This is a genomic window from Nonomuraea sp. CX421, from assembly GCF_059358955.1.
The window spans coordinates 1-1405 of record NZ_JCADBK010000060.1; the positions used below are offsets into that span (position 1 = coordinate 1).

General features: G+C 66.0%; 1 protein-coding gene. It reads left to right on the forward strand.

Annotated features, from left to right (window positions below; genetic code table 11):
• The first annotated feature begins 371 nt into the window (after positions 1-371).
• The gene (locus AC5L3X_RS39120; RefSeq protein WP_494863848.1) at positions 372-1334 is read left to right on the forward strand and encodes a cyclase family protein; all 963 of its coding nucleotides are present in this window, start codon (positions 372-374) and stop codon (positions 1332-1334) included.
• Positions 1335-1405: the final 71 nt, after the last annotated feature.

A 1405-nucleotide genomic window follows, 5' to 3' on the forward strand; every position in this document is an offset into this window, starting at 1 on the left:
CCTGTGTCGTGCACCGAGACGAATGTCCGCAGCAGCCGCGTGTCCATGTACGTCAGCCTATCGAAATGTTCGATGGGTGCATCCAAAAACATTCGTTGGACTCGATAGGCAGAAGTGGTGCAGATTGATCACAGAGACTCGTGACCGTCCTCCGACCCATGGTGCGTTTCGTGGCCAGGGGCACCGAGGTGGCAACGATCTCCTGCTCCATGCCTGCACCCGGTCATGAACGGCTCACCGACTGACCGTGACGACGAGCAGTTCGCCGTGCTTGCGCACGAGCGGAGCGAACCCGGTGCACCTCTCTGGGCCGAGGCCGCCTCGTGGCGGTCCACGTCCCGGTAACCCAACGCGCGGCGATAGGAGCTGACATGTGGCCGGACCTCGACGACAGGGGTCACCTCGTCGGATACGTGAACGACCGGCAGCCGAACAACTGGGGCCGTTGGGGGCCGGACGACGAGCTCGGAACCGTGAATTTCATCACCCCGGCCATGGTGACCGACGCCGCGGGGTCGGTCCGCGACGGCCGGGCGGTGAGCTGCGCCATCCCGATCCAGGAGGTGATGCCGGTCAACCCGGCCCGGCCGGCGGTCGTGCACACGTTCATGTACACCGGTGTGGACTTCGCCGGGCCCGATGCGCACAAGGAGTTCAATGGGTTCCAGGGCAGCGACGATCACATCTCCATGCCGCTGCAGAGTTCAACCCACTGGGACGGGCTGGCTCATGTCGCCCACGACGACGCGATGTACAACGGCTTCTGGGCCGGGAACGTCGCCGCCTACAGCGGGGCCCGGCGCTGCGGCACCCATCTCCTCAAAGATCGGCTGGCGGGCAGGGGCGTCCTTCTGGACATCGCCCGGCATCTGGGAGTCGACCACCTGGCGCCCGGCCACGCGATCACCGTCGACGAACTGGACGCCTGTGCGGCGGCTCAGGACGTCGAGATCGGCACTGGCGACATCCTCCTGCTCCGTACCGGGGAGATGCCGTTCTTCTATGGGTTGCCGGACAAAGCCGGGTTCTGGCTCGCCGGATCGCCCGGACTGGCCATGGAGACGGTGGATTGGATCCATCAACGTGAGATCGCCGCGCTCGCCGTGGACAACATCGCGATCGAGGTGGTGCCGGCGCGACCGTACGAGGGCGGCTATCCGATGCACGCGCGGCTCATCCGCGATCTCGGCCTGACCATCGGCGAGTTGTGGTGGCTCGAAGAACTCACCGAGGCCTGCGAGGCGGCGAACCGATGGGAGTTCTTCCTGGTCGCGGCCCCGCTACACGTCACCAACGCCGCCGGTGCGCCGATCAACCCCATCGCGTTCCTGTAGCCCGCTACGCCTCGCGCGATCAGACTCGCGCGATCAGACTCGCGCCATCAGAAGGGCAGTCCTCGTGGGTG